This window comes from Lapidilactobacillus salsurivasis, from assembly GCF_054785215.1.
In genome coordinates this window covers 196,523-213,125 of sequence record NZ_BAAABI010000004.1, presented here as the reverse complement: position 1 = coordinate 213,125, position 16,603 = coordinate 196,523, and the positions used below count along the sequence as shown (strand labels likewise).

Below are 16,603 nucleotides of genomic sequence, written 5' to 3'. Positions count from 1 at the left end.
GGCAATACTGTGTTCAGCCTCTAAACCATGTTCAGAAAACACAACCTTCATACTACCACCAGCAAAAATAAAATTCAAAGAAAAGTTGGCTTTGTAAGGGCTTTATCGAATAAAGCCTTATTTGGTACCGAATAGGCGGTCACCGGCATCGCCTAAACCTGGCGTGATATATCCAGTTTCAGTTAATTTTTCATCCAAAGCCGCGGCATAGATATCCACATCTGGATGGGCATCCTGAACGGCTTTAACTCCCTCAGGCGCCGCCACTAAAACAACTAAACGCATACTTTTCGCGCCCCGAGCCTTCAAGGCCTCGATCGCCATGTTGGCCGAACCACCAGTCGCCAGCATTGGATCCACGATAAACAGGATCCGTTGATCGATATCTGGCGGCATTTTAACGAAATACTCATGGGGTTCCAAGGTCTTCTCGTCACGATACATCCCGATATGACCGACTTTTGCCGCTGGAATCAATTCTAGGACCCCATCGACCATGCCTAAGCCAGCCCGTAGAATTGGAACGACAGCCAGTTTCTTACCAGCTAATTGTTTTTGAACGGTTTTTCCCATTGGTGTTTCGATCTCGACGTCAGTCAAGGGCAGATCGCGGGTGATCTCATAAACCATCAATTCCGCTATCTCGTTGGCCACCTCACGAAAAACCTTTGTACCCGTTGACTTGTCACGAATGATCGTTAACTTGTGTTGGATCAACGGATGATTCAAAACCGTAAACTTTCCCATACTTTTGCCACCTTTCAATATTTAAATCATATCAATGATATGCTAGTTAAGCCTAAATAGCTACCTGATTAGCCCCAATTTATCGGAAAACTTTCAGCAAAAGCATTGATTTCCTGATGTAACCGATTGATTGTTTGAGGTTCATCACGTTTCTGCAAAACGGCTAAGATAAATTGCGCTACTTGACGGGCGTCAGCTTCCTTCATCCCACGCGTCGTGATTGCTGGCGTGCCAATGCGGATCCCCGATGTCTTAAAGGGGCCATTCTGCTCAAAAGGAATGGTATTCTTGTTCAACGTGATCTGGACCGAATCCATCAGTTCTTGAATATCCCGACCAAACAACCCGGTTCCGGTCACGTCAAGGAGCAATAAATGATTATCCGTGCCACCGGAGACTAAGCGCAGTGTGGGATCAGCGTTGAACACTTCGGCCATCGCCTGGGCGTTCTTGATGATCTGCGCCGCGTAATCCTTGAATTCCGGTTGCAGATCTTCACCAAAGGCAATGGCTTTGGCGGCGATCACGTGCTCCAACGGTCCCCCCTGCGTCCCGGGAAAGACCGCCGCATTCAGCTGCTTGGCATACTTCGCCTTGGCCAAGATCAACCCACCGCGAGGGCCACGTAACGTCTTGTGGGTCGTCGACGTGACCACATCGCAATATGGGACGGGGTTTGGATGGACCCCAGCGGCCACCAACCCCGCAATATGGGCCATATCCACCATCAATAGCGCGCCAACCGCATCAGCGATCCGCCGAAATTCCGCGAAATCAATTGTTCGGCTGTAAGCTGAAGCTCCGGCCACGATCAGTTTCGGCTGAACCGCCTGGGCTTGTGCCAAAATTGCCGCATAATCCAGCTGCTCCGTTTCGGGATCGACTCCATAGCTGTGAAATTCATAAGTCTGACCGCTGAAGTTCACCGGTGAACCATGGGTTAAATGACCGCCTGCAGTCAAATCCATCCCGAGCACCCGATCACCTGGCTTTAACAAAGCGCGATAAGTGGCTTCATTTGCCTGCGAGCCAGAATGTGGTTGAACATTAGCATATTCCGCGCCAAACAATTTCTTAGCGCGGGCAATGGCGATATCTTCAACCTGATCGATGTACTCACACCCACCATAAAAGCGGTGACCAGGATAACCCTCCGCGTACTTATTGGTCAAAACACTACCTTGGGCCCGGCGCACCGCTTCGGAAACCACATTTTCTGAAGCAATCAATTCAATATTTCGTCGCTGGCGTTGCTCTTCGCGATGAATCGCCGCCCAAACTTCTTGATCCTTTTCAATATAATCCAAACGCAACCCCTCCTTGTCACTCATATTATACCGATTTCCGCAAATAAGCGAAAGAAAAGGAACCAGCGAACAAACTCACGCTGCTTCCTGGTCCACTCACGACTAACGCGGCCCTTTGAAACTGATCAAAGGTTGGCCATTCTCTCAGATCACCCAGCGTCGATCCCGGCGCGGACCGCATTCCTCATGAACCATGAGCGATTGCCGTCATCAGCGCCAGCGCCAACGGTAAGTCGCCAAACTTGGCTCGCCTAGCCGAAATTGAACTAGTCTACTTTTCGATGCTGTCAAAACTAAAGAACTGGCCGCCAGCCGCCTTCTTCAATCGATTCATGTAGGCGATGCCTAGACCTGTTTCTGGAACGCCGGCGGCCAAAATCGTTTTGATCGCGGGTTGATCATCGAACGCCCGCAACCCGGCAAAGAGTTCCTGTGCCGCCTGCTCCAGATCATCGCCCAACGGAAAACTCGCCACAGCCGGCGCGTGATTGCCCGCGGCTGTGATTTGGCGCAATTGATCATCAAAGGCCAGAACGCCTAATGGTCCGCTCTCTTGCAGCCTGGTGGCTTGGACCGCCGCCGCAAAGTCCACTTCTGGCGCGACGATCAACACTTGAGCGTTGGGCGCATAATGCTTATATTTCATGCCCGGGGCTTTCGGGACAACGTTTGCGGCCACATGATGCTGCTCCGTTTCAACTTCACCCAGGATAGGCGTCAGCGCCGAAGCGGTAATATAGCCCGGTCGTAAAATCGCCGCCGGTTGCACACTCAGATCGATCACCGTCGACTCCAGGCCAACCTTGGTCGGACCATCGTCTAAAATCCCGGCAATTTTCCCGGCCAGATCATGATTGACATGCTGCGCCGTGGTCGGACTGGGTTTGCCAGAGGTGTTGGCTGAAGGCCCAACAATGGGGATCCCGGTTTCCTTGATCAACGTCAAGGTAGCCGCATTGTCCGGCATCCGAAAAGCCGCCGTACTCAGCCCGCCAGTCACCACTGGCAAGAGACTTTGCGGCTTCAATGGTAGAATAATCGTCAATGGTCCCGGCCAGAAATGGGTCATCAACTGTTGCGCCAGTTTGTTAGGTTGCGCATATTGCCAAACCATCTCCGGCGTGGCCACATGAACGATCAAGGGATTATCACTGGGCCGTCCCTTGGCTTGATAGACATTTTTGACGGCGGTCTCGTTGTTGATTACCGCGCCCAAACCATAAACAGTTTCTGTGGGAAAAGCGACCAGCTGTCCCTGCCGTAACAACGCCGCTGCCGCCGGAATTTCACTGGGGTCGAAAATTTTTGTTTCCATTATATAGTCGTCTCATTTCATCAAATTCTAATCAAATAAACATTTTCCTAATCTGCCGGTTAGAACTGCCATGGTCAGCTGCGTGGCGCTTTCGTCGTCACTGGTCCGACCTGGGCCATGCGTGGCCACCCAGCCAAATCTTGGCGGATCACCAGCGGCCGGCGCGCTTGGTCCCCACCGAAAAGGCGTTTGATCGCCGGCGCTTGTTGGTAACCAAACTCCAAGAATAAGGCACCAGATAGCGTCAAGTGCGCAGAAAAAGTACTGGCGATGCGCTGATAAATGGCCAGGCCATCATTGTCCGCATACAGGGCCAGCTGCGGTTCAAAGTGTTTGACCGAATAATCCATCACCGGCTCTTCGCGGTGACTGATATACGGTGGATTACTAACGATTACATCGAAGGGCGGTTGCGCCGCGACTGCCGCGAAGAGGTCCCCTTGCACAAACCTGACCGGTAACTGCAAGCGTTGTCCGTTGGTTTCAGCCACTGCCAACGCCGCGGCGCTCAGATCGCTGCCCCAGACCTCCGCTTGCGGCAATTGTTGCTGCAAGGCTAAGGCAATCGCGCCACTGCCAGTGCCTAGATCCAAGATCCGGGGCCGGGGGAATTGTTGGGCAAACGCCGCGACCCAGGCGACCAGTTCTTCTGTTTCTTGACGAGGAATCAAAGTGGCCGGGGTTACTTTTAGCTGCAAGCCCGCAAACCAAGCCGCTCCTAGTAAATATTGGGCCGGCTCGCCAGTCAAAAGTGCTTGCACATCTTGTTGAAACTGCTGCCAGATTGGCGCTGGCATTGACTCCCGTTCATGAAAGGACAGATCAGTCTTGCGCCAATTCTGGCGTTCTAGCAGGACATATTCCGCGCCATAATCATCCAGTCCCTTTTCCTGCAACAGCAAAAAAGCCCAACTAAGGGCCTTAGAGTACGTTGGTGTTGTCATCAGTGATCTGCTCCAACTTCTTGGTTTGATCCGACACGATCAGCGCGTCAATGATCTCATCCATCTCACCATTCATGATGCGATCCAACTTGTTCAACGACAAGCCGATGCGGTGATCCGTCACCCGATTTTGTGGGTAGTTATAGGTCCGGATCCGCTCCGAACGGTCCCCGGTCCCAACCGCGGATTTCCGGCTGGCATCGTACTCACTTTGGTTCTCACTCTCATAAAAGTCATAGACCCGTGACCGCAAAATTTGCATGGCCTTTTCCCGGTTTTGTTGCTGCGACCGCTGATCCTGCATGGCAACCACGATTCCTGTCGGTAAATGGGTCATCCGCACGGCGGACGAGGTTTTGTTGATATGCTGACCACCAGCGCCAGATGACCGGTAAACATCAACCCGGATATCCTTAGGATCGATTTCCAGATCAACCGAGTCATACTCAGGCATCACTGCCACCGTGGCCGTTGACGTGTGCACGCGCCCTTGCGATTCTGTTTCCGGCACCCGTTGCACCCGATGCGCGCCGTTTTCATATTTCAGTTTGGAATAAACGTTGGTGCCGCTGATCATCGCGGCAACTTCTTTGTAGCCACCGACTTCGGTCCGGTTCTCGTCGACCAGCTCAAATTGCCAGCCTTGCCGCTCAGCGTAACGATGATACATATTCAAGAGATCCCCGGCGAAAAGTGAGGCCTCATCGCCACCGGCAGCGCCACGGATCTCCATGATGATGTTCTTGTCATCATTCGGGTCCGTTGGCAACATCAATAACATGATCTCGTGTTCAAGATCGCCCTGTTCTGTCGTTAGCTCCGCCAATTCCTCTTTCGCCAGATCGGTCAATTCCTTGTCATTACTCTCGCGGATCAAATCATTGTTATCCGCGATTTCTTTCATGACTTCCTTATAGCGTTGATATTTATTGACGATCTCAGTCATTCCCGCGGATTCCTTGGAGACCTCCAAGTACCGTTTGGTATTCCCAATGACTTCGGGATCCGCCATCATTTCAGTTAATTCTTCATACCGGATCAATAGTCCGTCTAGCTGTGCTAGAATTTTATCCATTTAATTCACCTGTTCCATTTCTTTCACAAAAACCCAAGGATGATTAGCTGTGTCTAGCTACTGATCCAGCACATTTTGGCTCAGGTCAGGATGGTAATAATGTTGGCGACAAACGGGGTAATAGGATTCATTGCCGCCTAATTGGACCTGTTCGCCCTCATAAATTGGTTGCCCATCATGGACCCGCAAATTCATCGTCGCTTTCCGTGAACAGAACCAACAAATCGTTTTGATTTCTTCGATTTTATCCGCGTATAGCAGTAAGTAACGCGATCCATCGAATAATTCATTGCGAAAATCATTTTTCAAACCAAACGTCATCACGGGAATATTCAATTGATCCACCACTTGCGCCGCTTCATAGACATGGTGTTTCTCCAAGAACTGCGCCTCATCGATCAGCACGCAAGCCGCGGTTGGATTGATGGTCTTGACCGTCTCAAAAATATTCGTTTCTGGGAAGATCGGCTCAGCTTTCCGCTTCAACCCAATGCGGCTGGACACGTAACCGACCCCATCGCGGGAATCGATGCCACTCGTCAGAAGAATCACGGCCTTATGTTCTTCCTCATAGTTGTGAGCAACCTTCAAGATTTCGATCGTCTTACCAGAGTTCATTGCACCATAGCGAAAGAATAGCTGTGCCATTTGTCTACCTCCCAAAAATACATTCCGCTTTTTAGTATAACCGATTCTCGCGCAATTGCCCAATAAAAATTACGATTGGGTCGCACTCATTTAAGTCGCGCCAGGGCAACCTGGCCCCGTTTCGTCAACAACGCAAATCCCAGCCGCCTGATAATTTCTTGAGCCAGATTTGTTGTGCTCCGGCCAAATATGCTAAAATAAGTCCAGACTCACCTTGACGCTCTGCGCCGCTGAAATTTGTTGAAGCCGCTCAGCTTCACTTGAGCGCACCCACGATTTCCAGTCAAAAATTGCGCTGAGTCTCATCAATTTAAACGAGGTATAACAATGTCATTGAAGACGTCTTTAGCTAAGCTTCTTGGTCGCAGCAGTTATTGGTTCCTGCACACTTTTCGCGGCGGCGGTAGTTCCTTTCCCGGGAAGATCGCGCTGAAACTTGATCCCCAATTTCTGCGCAGTTTCGGGAAAAGCTACGATGTGATCATCGTCACCGGTACCAATGGCAAGACCATGACCACTTCCCTGCTCACCAAAATTCTCGATCAGAAATATGATCAAGTTCTGACTAATCCCAGTGGTTCCAACATGGTTCAAGGCATCGTGACCGCGTTTCTGGCGGCGAAGAAACCGCAGGGCCGCGCGCTGGCCGTGCTTGAGGTCGATGAGGCCAATGTGGCGCCGATTTGCGCGCAACTGACCCCTAAGGCCTTCGTGCTGACCAATATTTTCCGCGATCAAATGGACCGCTACGGTGAGATCTACACCACTTATCAAAAAATCGTTGATGGCATCAAACTGGCGCCGGCGGCAACTTTGATCGTGAATGGTGACGCGGCAATCTTCAATGACCGCCAACTGCCCAACCCAATCATTTACTATGGTTTCGCCAATGATGACAGCGAAACCGACTTACGCGCCAGTTTCAATTCAGACGGGGTCTTATGTCCAGTCTGTCATCATATTCTGCACTATCACAGTATCACCTACGCCAATCTAGGCGACTACTTCTGCCCGAATTGTGGCTTCCACCGACCAGAGTTGACGGACAAAGTCACCGCGGTGGAAGAGCTCCGGCCTAATTTCTCCAAGTTTATGATCAACGGCACGCCTTTTAAGATCCATGTTGGCGGGATGTATAATATTTACAACGCCTTGGCCGCATACAGCGCCGCGACCTATTTAGCGGTCGCGCCGGCGCAAATCGTGCAGGCCTTACGCCACGACGAGCAAGTATTTGGGCGCCAAGAGGTCATCAAACTCAATGGCAAGCACGCCACGATCATTTTGGTCAAAAATCCCGTCGGTCTGAATCAAGTCTTTGACCTGATCAAAACCGATCCTGATCCCTTCGCCCTCGGTTTCCTCCTCAACGCTAATCCCGCCGATGGTCGTGATACCAGCTGGATCTGGGACGGCGAATTTGAGGATTTACCGCTGACGGCGATTCCGGAGATTTTGGTCGGCGGTGAACGCCAAGCAGATATCAAATTACGCTTTGAAGTCGCTGAGGCTCCGCAAGCAAAGATCAAAGAAACCCAATCTTTGAGCGATTTCATCACCCAAGCTGGCCAGATCCCTAATGAGAAAATTTATATTTTGACCACCTATACCGCCATGTTAGCGCTACGGAAATTGCTGGCCGAACAAGGGTTCATCGCCGCTGGTTATTGATGATCAGCGCCGTGGTAACTCTTGAATAAAACGCTGAACGATCACTTCTCGCTGTTGCAAGAAGGGGTCGTTTTTTTGGCTGGGATGGACGCGATTACTTAAGACGATCAAGCCCTGTTGCCGCGCCAGGTCCAGCAATAGGAACGTTCCGGTGAAGCCCGTATGGTAAAGAAGCTGGTGGCCGTCACTTTGATCTTGACGCAGATCCCAGGCCAAGGAGCGTCCCAAATGCCGGCGCGTCCAATCCTGGCACAAGCGCTGACGCCATTGTGGGCTGAGCAGTGCCGGCAGATCCGGACGTTGACCCAAGTACCATTGGCTGAAAGTAACCACGTCGGCCAGCGAGGCGAACAGCCCGGCCGAACCGCAATGGACCCCTAGTTGGCGCGCCTTCGGATCATGCGCTTCCCCCTGACGGAGAATGCCATGGGCGTAAGTTGTCGGCACGCAAGCAGACGCAGGCGGCGCGAACGAACTCTCCCATAGATGCAGCGGCGTCAACACCTGTTGTTGGATCACCGTTTGAACAGGTTGGCCGGTAACTTTTTCAATGATCCACCCTAAGTAGAGAAAACCAACATCGGTGTAAACCATTTTCCGTTCAAAGGTTGCCGTCACCGGTAGCCGCAGCAGAGCGTGCTTCAGTTCGGCGCCGCTGAGTTGATCGCGTTGGGGAATAAAGCCATGAATGCCCGAAGTGTGGGTCAATAAATGTTGGATTTGAACGCGGGCATCCGTAAATTCCGGCAGATATTGTTGGACAGGATCCGTCAGCGCGACGCTCCCTTGTGCCACCAACTGGAAAATAACCGTGGCCGTCCCGATCACCTTGGTTAGGCTGGCCAAATCGTAGCGTAGGCCTGGTGTTAACGGCGCCGGCGTGGGTAACCAACGCCGCTGGCCCCGGACTTCGGTGAGCACCCGTTGTCGGTCGATCAGGGCATAGCTGATTCCGGGAACGATTCTGGCACTGACCAATTCGTTTAAAAGCTTGATTGTTTGCGGATACAATGACACGACCTCGTTTTCCGTGATTTGTTAAGCGGTTCTAGTTTAACACAAATTCGTGGTCCGCTCGCTGTGCTTCTACTTCTGTATCTTGGCTGTAACTTTCACTGCATGGTTCGGGGCAAGTTCGCTGTGGGCATCACTTTGAGCTTCGCAAAGAACGCGAATCTCAAAGCTGAGACTTGGTCTAAGTGGCACAGCCACTAAGACCAATTTCACGGCGACCTTACCCCGAACCACTCCGTTGCAGTTACTCAACGATTATAGCCAGTTAAAGTTGTCACACCATTTTTCCAATCGAAATGACACTAGTTTGACTGACACACTTGCAAAAACACTTCGTAACTTACTCCGCCTATATTGCAGATAGGCTCAATCTTACCCAGCACACGCCCAAACCCACCAAATCTGCAATCAAGCAAAGTAATAAAATCAGGAATGGTATTTTTAAAAACGAACCAAAAAAGCCCTCATCCACTTTATCCGTGAATGAGAGCTTGATCAGGTCAGCTTATTTCTTCAACATATACATATAGAGCGCTTCGGTAGAGAAGTTCGTTTCAAACTTGACCGATTTGCTATAAATATTATCAATCGTGGTCTGGCCGTTTTCCGCCTTTTTGGCAAGCTTCTGATAATCCTTCAAAACTTGTTTGCCATCAGCGCCCACACTTTGCGCCAAAATCGACAATTGCATGGCGAAGTTCTTGACTTGGGTCTTGTTCTTCATCTTCTTGACGGCGAAAACATAGGCGACGCCAACCACATTCTGATTCTGAACATTGACGCGGATCCGCATCCCGTTGGCATCGACCAGGTCATGTAGGCCATCCTTGATGGTTACGGGAAAGGCCTTGGCGCCGGTTTTCAGCTGTTGATTGGCCATGTTGTAGGCCATCGCAAACTGCGTGTAAGGCACCAGTGACTTGGTCTTCTTGACGGTCACTGTTTTCGTGGCGGTTTTTCCCGCTTCGGTAGCGGTCAATTTGACTTTGGTATCACTTAACTGACTGGGCACTTGGATCACGAATGTCCCATCTTCCACATGGGCTGCTTGCTTCGCGCCGTCGCCGATTTGATAGGTCAGCTTGGCCTTTTTAGCGACATTTCCTTTAACGACCGTCACGATCCCATCAGGACTGTAACTGGCGGCGCTGGGGTCAAGCTTTAGCGAATCGTTGCCACAACCTGCCAAGAGGAACAGTGAACCGACCGCCAGTAGCGCGCTAATTACGGCTTTCTTTAACTTCATCATAAAAACTCCTTTCGCTCAACACGCGCTTAGATCTCAACGTTTCCGGAAAATTGCGAATTATAGAGATCCGCATAGAAGCCGTTTTGCGCCATTAGGTCATCATGATTGCCGGTCTCCACGATCGCGCCATGATTCATGACCAAGATATTGTCGGCGTCACGAATCGTTGACAACCGGTGGGCCACCACGAAGCTGGTCCGCCCTTTCAACAGTAAGCCCATGGCATGCTGGATCTGTAACTCTGTCCGCGTATCAACTGAAGAAGTGGCTTCGTCTAGGATCAAGATTTCTGGATCAGCGACGAAGGCCCGGGCGATCGTCAACAATTGCCGTTGCCCTTGAGAAATGTTGGAGGCCTCTTCGTTCAAAATCGTGTCGTAGCCATCCGGTAATTGCCGCACAAACTCATCAACGTGGGCTGCTTTGGCCGCGGTAATGATCTCATCGTGGGTCGCCTCTTCGCGTCCATACTTCAAGTTATCGTAGATCGTGCCCGTAAACAGCCAGGTATCCTGCAGAACCATGGCGAAATGCTTCCGCAACTCAGCGCGCTTCATATTCCGGGTGTCCGTCCCCTTTAAGCGGATCGAACCGTCGGAAATATCATAGAAGCGTTCCAACAAATTGATGATCGTGGTTTTACCGGCGCCAGTCGGGCCAACGATGGCGATCATTTGTCCCGGTTTGACCTGCAAATTATAATCCGTCATCAATAAATCCTTACCTTGATAACCGAATTGCACATGTTCCATCGTCAAAATATCATCCGTTGTCACTGCTGGTAAATCAACGTGATCATCGGTCATATCTGGTTCGTCCAGAACTTCAAAGACCCGTTCCGCGGAAGCGACCGTAGCTTGGATTGTATTAGCCAAGTTGGCCAATTGCGTGATCGGTTGCGAGAATTGTTGAGTATACTGCAGAAACGCCTGCACGTTCCCTAAAGTCATCGTACCGTTAGCGACGCCGATCCCACCAAGGACCCCAACGAAAACATAGCCTAAGTTATTGACGAAGGTCATTAAAGGCATGATGATCCCCGAAATCAGTTGGGCCTTCCAAGAGGCGGTATACAAGCGCTCATTTTCTTCAACGAATTCGCCGATGGCCGCTTCTTCATGATTGAAACTCTTATTGATGATCTGACCAGAATAATTTTCTTCGATCTGATTATTCAATAAACCTAGGCTCTTCTGTTGTGCGGCGAAATATTTTTGCGAACGTGGTGCGACGACGCCGACGATCACTAAACTCAATGGGATCGTAGCTAACGCGACCAAGGTCAATTGCCAACTGATCGTCAACATCATCCACAATGTGCCGACAAACATCACTGTACTGGTGATCAACTGTGTGACACTTTGCTGCAAGGTGCCGGCGATATTGTCCATATCGTTGATCGCGCGGGACATGATATCACCGTTGGAATGGGTATCGTAATAATTGATCGGCAAAGTCTGCATCTTGGCTTTCATTTCTTTCCGCAGCCGATAAACCGTCTCCTGGGAGATCCGGGTCATCACGAACTGCATCACGAAATTTAAGATCGCCGAAGCGACATACATGAAGATCACCGTAATGATGATCGACTCAATCTTACCAAAATCAATCGGGAATTGTTTCATACTGATGCCGGCTTTTTGCATGGCCGTCCCGCTCATGACCCCAGTAAAGATCTCTGTGGTCGCTTTCCCTAAGATTTTAGGTGTCCGAACTTGAAGGATCTGGGAGGCGATCGCAAAAATCATCACGATGATCAGCGCGATCCGATATTTAGCCATGTAATTGAATAGACGTTTGGTGGTGCCCCAGAAGTTTTTGGGTTTGTCACCAGGCATCCCCATGCGGCCACCGCCGCCAGGACCGTGACCGCCCATTGGCCGCGGTTGCGGACGACTCGTTTCTTTCTCACTCATTGGTGGCACTCCCTTCTTTGATCTGTGAATCGACGATCTCGCGATAAGTTTCGTTGGTCGCCTTTAATTCCTGATGCGTGCCCCGACCGACCATTTTGCCGTCTTCTAGGACAATGATCTGATCGGCGTCAGCGACGGTCGAAACCCGTTGACCGACAATCACCACGACTGCCTTTTGAATCGTCGCGTCTTGGCGTAAGGCTTGGCGTAACAAGGCATCAGTCTTGAAATCTAAGGCAGAAAACGAATCGTCAAAAATGTAGATCGACGCTTTCTTGACCAGCGCCCGGGCAATCGCCAAGCGCTGCTTCTGACCGCCAGAGAAGTTATTCCCGCCTTGTTCCACAAAGGTTTCCAAGCCATCATTCTCGCGAATGAAATCGGCCGCTTGGGCAATTTCTAAGGCGTGCCAGAGTTGTTCATCACTGGCTTCAGGATTCCCATAAAGCAAGTTTTCCCGTAATGTTCCTTTGAAGAGGACCGCTTTTTGGGGGACCAACGCGATCACATCTTGCAAGGCCATTTTAGCGACATCCTTGACGTTATAACCATTGACCTTGACCGCGCCGGATTCAACATCGTAAAAGCGGGGAATCAAGTTGGTCAGCGTCGATTTGCCGGCGCCAGTCCCACCAATGATCGCCAAGGTCTGACCACTCCGTAGATGCGCGTCCACCCCAGTCAACGCTGGTTTTTCGGCGCCATGATAACGGAAAACGATCTGATCGAAGTCTAAGGAGGCAGCGGCAACGTTTTGGACGTCCCGGGGTTGCTCTGGTTCCGTTAAGCGTGTCTCCAAATCAAAGACCTTCTGGATCCGTTCCGCCGAAGCTTGGGCCCGAGGAATGAAGACGAAGACCATGGCCAACATCATGAAGCTCATTAAGATCTGCATCGCGTAAGTCATGAAGGCCAACATATTTCCTACTGGCATGGATTGATTGGCGATCAAATGACCACCCATCCACGTAATGGCAATGTTGGTCCCACTCATAACCAAGGTCATGATCGGCAACATGGCCGCCATGATCGAGAAAACACGCCGGGCGTTATCGGTATAATCTTTGTTAGCGACATCAAAGCGATCTTGCTCGAATTTATCCCGAATAAAGGCCCGAATGACCCGTACACCGGTCAAGCCTTCACGAAAGACCAAGTTCAACCGGTCTGTTTTTGACTGCATCGCCTTAAATAATGGAACGGCGAAATACATTACCACGCCGATCACCACAATAATAATCGGGATCACGACCAGAAAGATCCCCGTCAATTCGGCGTCCTTCTGATAAGCCATGAAGCTGGCCCCAATCAAGGTGATCGGCGCCATGATCATCATCCGCAAGGCCATCATCGCCACGTTTTGGATCTGCATCACGTCGTTGGTGGTCCGCGTGATCAGTGAGGAAGTCCCGACCTGATCAAATTCATCGTTAGACATGTACAGGACTTTTTTATAAATATCTTTGCGGAGATTCTTCCCTAATGTTTGTGACGTCCGGGCGGCCAGCAGCACATTACCGAAGGCGAAAATCACCGTTAGAAATGAAACCACCAACATTTTCCCACCGATCTGCCAGATCATCCTAACATCCCCGGTGGCGACCCCGTCGTTAACCAGATCCGAGGTTAAGTTCGGTAAATAAAGATTCGTGATCACTTGGCCAGTCATGAACAGGATTGCTCCAATGACTGCCCAAATGGAAACACGATTCCTAGCGATTTTAAGCATCCTTGTTTCCTCCTTGCGAATTTAGTGCTACGCCGTGCTCGAACCAACTCAGGACCATTTCATATTGTTGCTGAAAGGTTGCGCTGGCTTTTTCTGGCTGTTCCTCGACGGTTGTGAAGTAATGGGCCATTGAATGACCCAGGATCATTAGCAACATTCGAAACAGAAGATAGAATTGATCTGGGTCGATCCGTAATTTCGTAAAATCTGTTTGCCGTTCCACCTCAGCACTCCACTTTGATAATAAATGATGAGGATGGGGCGGTTGATGCGGCTGACGTTGCGAAAACTTCTGAAAATCATGATAGTCGATGCGCATAAACAAATTCCGTAACAGGCCGCGATCAGGACTTGTGGCCAAGAAAGCGGTCGTTTGTTGCAAACTTAAGCGAAAAGTCGCGAATAAATCGCCATCTAAACTAACCAAATTACTCAGAAACTTAGCCTGGAAATCATCCATGAATGTTTTCAAAAGGTAAAGATAGAGATCCTCCTTATCAGTGAAATACTGATAAAAACTGCCCCGCGGGATCTCAGCTAAATTGACGATATCCGCGATGGTGACCTCAGTGTAAGGCGCTGCCGCGAAGACGGTCCGCGCGGCTTGAATGATCTTCCGTTGTTTGCCTGCCGACAAACCGAAAAAGGTACGACTGGGCATAACCGCAACTCCTCTCATTAAAGATTCAACTGCCAAAAAATGACGGCTTGTCATATGACACTGTGTCATTATAACACCCTCGCCAGCAGATGCAAGGATTTTTTATCATCGGCAAGTTGGCGCTCGTCTGCGTATTTCATTCAAAAAGACGCATGACCACGGCCACACTTCACCTGGCCACCACGCCAACAAAAAAAGCGTTGGCCCAAAGTCAACGCATTTTCCGCTAGCAAGAAACAATTATTTCTCGGCCCAAGTGGCCCAGAATGTGGGCACCCCATGCTCATGCAAGAAGCCTGCCCCATTGGTATCCTCATAAAGATCCCGTAATTTAAAACCCGCTTGGAGTTGCCCGCGAATTTGCTCATCCAAGGTATGCGAGAATTGGACCCCACTATCGCTGGCTTGTAACGATGCCATTTGCTCCGGCTGAGTCAGCGGATCAAATGGCAGGCTAAATTTGACCTGGCTTTCATCATCATCAGCAAACAGGAAATTCACCCCATTATCCAAGCCGGCCAACAAGCGACCGCCAGGCTTGAGGATGCGATAACACTCCGCCCAAACCGGTCGCACATCGGCGATGTAAACATTTGAGACCGGGTGGAAAATCAAATCAAAACTATTATCCGCGAAGGGTAATGGCTTTGACATGTCACCACGAATCGCCTCAATCTCATATTTTTCGCGATTGGCTACCATCTGCTCACTGGCAATCTGCGCCGGCGAATAGTCTAGAACCGTACCCGTCGCCCCCAGCGCGGCGAAAATCGGCATTTGCTGGCCGCCGCCAGCAGCCAAGCCTAGCACCTTCAAATGATCGAAAGTGGCCGGAAACCAATTCCGCGGAACACTTTTCGTCGGCGTCAACACCATCGACCATTGGCCTTGCTGGGCCGCCAAGTACGTGGGATGATCGATTGGAATCCCCCATTGCCAGCCTTCGCGAACCCACTGATCGATCGTGCGCGCATTGATATCTTGATATTTCATCAAACAGGCCTCCTTCTTACTTACCTGCAATCATAGCACATTGACCGGCTCAAGCGCTCCACAAGAATGAACCGATTTGCATTCGGCAAATGGCAATGCTAGCTTTAACGCCAACAGCTGTCCGAAAAAAACCACCAAACCACAGGAAGTTGTTGCCAACCTCACCGGTGTTCGGCGGTTCTGATCAGATTGTTCTGCTTAGGGAACAGCGATCCCTATTGTAATTTTTCAGCAAAGCTCAGCGCAGTTCCGCTGCCGCGGTCGCCAGCAGCTCCCCTGAGTGATCCAGTGAATATTCCCAGAACATGATTCCCCGTAACTGGTGTTGCTTGATATAGTTCGCTTTAGCCTTGATTGATTGCGGATCATCAAAGGAAGAAAAACGTTGACCATCAAAATAATAAGGCGCCTGAGCCTGCTCGTCCCAATGGCGAAACTCGGGGTGGGATGCAATCAATTGGCGCAACTGATTGTAATCTGTCGTACCCGTGCCTAGAGTTTCGGCCTGAGCCCCTAAACCGCTAATTGCGGTAGCGGGAAAGCCGAACCAGTCGCGGCTATAACTGGCCGCCCCAATCACGATTTTGGCGGGACTGATCCCCTTGGCCAGCAAATTGGCAACCGCTTGATCCGCCGATAAAGCTGTGAACGCCGTGTCGCCATATCCAAATAAATTGGTATGATGGCTAGCTTCATGGGTCCAGCTCCCCCGCAGATCGTAAGTCATCACATTGACAAAATCGAGATAACCCAGATAGTGATAATCCGCATCGGGGCTCATTGTATCTAACAGCGGTTTCGCCGCCCCAATCGCTGCCGTCAACCAGTAACGCCGCGAATGACCATTTTCGGCCTGGTCCAACGCCTGACGTAAGGCCTGCACGAAAGCGAGAAAATGGGCAGCATCATCAGGCCGTGCCTTGATCCCGGCCAAATCCATCCCGGGATATTCCCAATCAAGATCGACCCCATCGAAATCATAGCGTTGACAATAAGCAACAATGCTGGACACTAGCGCCTGCCGCGACGCAGCGGTTGCCACGCCATCGGAAAAGCCCTCAGTACTCCAACCACCAATACTCAAGCAAGTCCGTAACTCCGGATGTGCTCTTTTCAGCGCATTGATCAGGCCAATCTTCTTAAGTTCGGGAACGATCGTGGTTCCATTGATTTTCCCAAAGGCATAATTGATACACGTCAGGTTTTGCCAAGGAATCTCAGCTTGCGTCCAGGTTGAATTATCATCTAAGTACACAATCACTTCAGTCACGGCATTTTCCTCCTCTAAAAAAGTGCCGCAATTGCTTGCGACACTGCTTAATTCGACCATTCAT

The 16,603-nt window shown here is 50.5% G+C and carries 15 protein-coding genes; 1 reads left to right on the top strand and 14 read right to left on the bottom strand.

Features of this window, described 5'->3' with window-relative positions:
• Positions 1 to 117: 117 nt before the first annotated feature.
• The 6 genes from upp to ACYVSB_RS06855 all read right to left on the bottom strand — a co-directional run bounded on the left by upp (position 118) and on the right by ACYVSB_RS06855 (position 6,036).
• Positions 118 to 747 carry a uracil phosphoribosyltransferase gene (gene upp / locus ACYVSB_RS06880; protein ID WP_125598573.1) on the bottom strand — a complete coding sequence of 210 codons (630 nt, stop codon included), beginning with the start codon at positions 745 to 747 and terminating at the stop codon, positions 118 to 120.
• A gap of 68 nt (positions 748 to 815) precedes the next feature.
• The gene (gene glyA, locus ACYVSB_RS06875; protein ID WP_461218872.1) at positions 816 to 2,054 is read right to left on the bottom strand and encodes a serine hydroxymethyltransferase; all 1,239 of its coding nucleotides are present in this window, start codon (positions 2,052 to 2,054) and stop codon (positions 816 to 818) included.
• A 271-nt stretch (positions 2,055 to 2,325) separates the two neighbouring features.
• A complete protein-coding gene (locus ACYVSB_RS06870) occupies positions 2,326 to 3,369 on the bottom strand; it encodes an L-threonylcarbamoyladenylate synthase (protein ID WP_461218871.1) in 1,044 nt (347 codons plus the stop codon).
• 74 nt (positions 3,370 to 3,443) lie between these two features.
• Positions 3,444 to 4,313: a peptide chain release factor N(5)-glutamine methyltransferase gene (gene prmC / locus ACYVSB_RS06865; protein WP_461218870.1), complete on the bottom strand. Its 870-nt coding sequence runs from the start codon at positions 4,311 to 4,313 to the stop codon at positions 3,444 to 3,446.
• A complete protein-coding gene (gene prfA / locus ACYVSB_RS06860) occupies positions 4,291 to 5,388 on the bottom strand; it encodes a peptide chain release factor 1 (protein ID WP_461218869.1) in 1,098 nt (365 codons plus the stop codon). Before prfA ends, prmC begins: the two co-directional genes overlap by 23 nt.
• A gap of 57 nt (positions 5,389 to 5,445) precedes the next feature.
• Complete coding sequence (locus ACYVSB_RS06855; protein WP_461218868.1) at positions 5,446 to 6,036, bottom strand: thymidine kinase; 591 nt, start codon at positions 6,034 to 6,036, stop codon at positions 5,446 to 5,448.
• Positions 6,037 to 6,357: 321 nt separating this feature from the next.
• On the opposite strand from ACYVSB_RS06855, the gene ACYVSB_RS06850 reads away from it, so the two are divergent.
• The gene (locus tag ACYVSB_RS06850; protein WP_318531101.1) at positions 6,358 to 7,707 is read left to right on the top strand and encodes a Mur ligase family protein; all 1,350 of its coding nucleotides are present in this window, start codon (positions 6,358 to 6,360) and stop codon (positions 7,705 to 7,707) included.
• Positions 7,708 to 7,710: 3 nt separating this feature from the next.
• On the opposite strand, the gene ACYVSB_RS06845 is transcribed toward ACYVSB_RS06850, so the two are convergent.
• The 8 genes from ACYVSB_RS06845 to ACYVSB_RS06810 form a co-directional block, all read right to left on the bottom strand.
• The gene (locus tag ACYVSB_RS06845; RefSeq protein ID WP_461218867.1) at positions 7,711 to 8,724 is read right to left on the bottom strand and encodes a serine hydrolase domain-containing protein; all 1,014 of its coding nucleotides are present in this window, start codon (positions 8,722 to 8,724) and stop codon (positions 7,711 to 7,713) included.
• A 69-nt stretch (positions 8,725 to 8,793) separates the two neighbouring features.
• The gene (locus ACYVSB_RS06840) at positions 8,794 to 8,955 is read right to left on the bottom strand and encodes a hypothetical protein (RefSeq protein ID WP_461218866.1); all 162 of its coding nucleotides are present in this window, start codon (positions 8,953 to 8,955) and stop codon (positions 8,794 to 8,796) included.
• A 271-nt stretch (positions 8,956 to 9,226) separates the two neighbouring features.
• Positions 9,227 to 9,967, bottom strand: coding sequence for a hypothetical protein (locus tag ACYVSB_RS06835; RefSeq protein ID WP_461218865.1), 741 nt, complete (start codon positions 9,965 to 9,967; stop codon positions 9,227 to 9,229).
• 29 nt (positions 9,968 to 9,996) lie between these two features.
• Positions 9,997 to 11,886, bottom strand: coding sequence for an ABC transporter ATP-binding protein (locus tag ACYVSB_RS06830; protein WP_461218864.1), 1,890 nt, complete (start codon positions 11,884 to 11,886; stop codon positions 9,997 to 9,999).
• Positions 11,879 to 13,615: an ABC transporter ATP-binding protein gene (locus tag ACYVSB_RS06825; protein WP_461218863.1), complete on the bottom strand. Its 1,737-nt coding sequence runs from the start codon at positions 13,613 to 13,615 to the stop codon at positions 11,879 to 11,881. Before ACYVSB_RS06825 ends, ACYVSB_RS06830 begins: the two co-directional genes overlap by 8 nt.
• Positions 13,608 to 14,276 carry a TetR family transcriptional regulator gene (locus ACYVSB_RS06820; protein WP_461218862.1) on the bottom strand — a complete coding sequence of 223 codons (669 nt, stop codon included), beginning with the start codon at positions 14,274 to 14,276 and terminating at the stop codon, positions 13,608 to 13,610. Before ACYVSB_RS06820 ends, ACYVSB_RS06825 begins: the two co-directional genes overlap by 8 nt.
• Positions 14,277 to 14,516: 240 nt before the next feature.
• The gene (locus tag ACYVSB_RS06815; protein WP_461218861.1) at positions 14,517 to 15,269 is read right to left on the bottom strand and encodes a class I SAM-dependent methyltransferase; all 753 of its coding nucleotides are present in this window, start codon (positions 15,267 to 15,269) and stop codon (positions 14,517 to 14,519) included.
• 238 nt (positions 15,270 to 15,507) lie between these two features.
• Positions 15,508 to 16,539 (bottom strand): glycoside hydrolase family 18 protein, encoded by a 1,032-nt coding sequence (locus tag ACYVSB_RS06810; protein WP_461218860.1) that lies wholly within the window; start codon positions 16,537 to 16,539, stop codon positions 15,508 to 15,510.
• Between the last annotated feature and the right edge of the window lie 64 nt (positions 16,540 to 16,603).

What these genes read in the sequence shown, in the direction of transcription:
- upp (WP_125598573.1), bottom strand. Translation starts at nt 747, where the DNA reads ATGGGAAAGTTTACGGTTTTGAATCATCCGTTGATCCAACACAAGTTA.
- ACYVSB_RS06870 (WP_461218871.1), bottom strand. Translation starts at nt 3,369, where the DNA reads ATGGAAACAAAAATTTTCGACCCCAGTGAAATTCCGGCGGCAGCGGCG.
- prmC (WP_461218870.1), bottom strand. Translation starts at nt 4,313, where the DNA reads ATGACAACACCAACGTACTCTAAGGCCCTTAGTTGGGCTTTTTTGCTG.
- prfA (WP_461218869.1), bottom strand. Translation starts at nt 5,388, where the DNA reads ATGGATAAAATTCTAGCACAGCTAGACGGACTATTGATCCGGTATGAA.
- ACYVSB_RS06855 (WP_461218868.1), bottom strand. Translation starts at nt 6,036, where the DNA reads ATGGCACAGCTATTCTTTCGCTATGGTGCAATGAACTCTGGTAAGACG.
- ACYVSB_RS06835 (WP_461218865.1), bottom strand. Translation starts at nt 9,967, where the DNA reads ATGAAGTTAAAGAAAGCCGTAATTAGCGCGCTACTGGCGGTCGGTTCA.
- ACYVSB_RS06830 (WP_461218864.1), bottom strand. Translation starts at nt 11,886, where the DNA reads ATGAGTGAGAAAGAAACGAGTCGTCCGCAACCGCGGCCAATGGGCGGT.
- ACYVSB_RS06825 (WP_461218863.1), bottom strand. Translation starts at nt 13,615, where the DNA reads ATGCTTAAAATCGCTAGGAATCGTGTTTCCATTTGGGCAGTCATTGGA.
- ACYVSB_RS06820 (WP_461218862.1), bottom strand. Translation starts at nt 14,276, where the DNA reads ATGCCCAGTCGTACCTTTTTCGGTTTGTCGGCAGGCAAACAACGGAAG.
- ACYVSB_RS06815 (WP_461218861.1), bottom strand. Translation starts at nt 15,269, where the DNA reads ATGAAATATCAAGATATCAATGCGCGCACGATCGATCAGTGGGTTCGC.